The organism is Rhizobium sp. H4, from assembly GCF_003013335.1.
GTDB lineage: Bacteria > Pseudomonadota > Alphaproteobacteria > Rhizobiales > Rhizobiaceae > Rhizobium > Rhizobium sophoriradicis.
In genome coordinates, this window is record NZ_PSOW01000068.1 from 1 (window position 1) to 246 (window position 246).

Genomic DNA, 246 nt, shown 5'->3' on the forward strand with positions numbered 1-246 from the left:
TACCCCCCGCTTCGGTGTCTTGTTCCGCAACTGTAGCCCCAAGTCCCTGTAAATGCGGTAGGTTCGCTTGATGTTGGTGCCCCAACCCTCGCGTTCCAACAGCACATGCACGCGGCGATAGCCGTACCGCACACGGATCTCGCAGATCTCGCGAATACGACGTTCCAGACCGGCCTGATCAGCACGGCGAGAGGTATAGTGGTGAGTTGATCGATCGAAGTTCAACGCTCCACAAGCACGTCGGAT

Annotated in this window: 1 protein-coding gene; it reads right to left on the reverse strand. The window is 57.7% G+C overall.

Annotated elements, in window-relative coordinates; all coding sequences use genetic code 11:
* The coding region (locus C4N04_RS31495; protein ID WP_158775633.1) for an IS3 family transposase at positions 1–246 on the reverse strand (246 nt) is incomplete at both ends.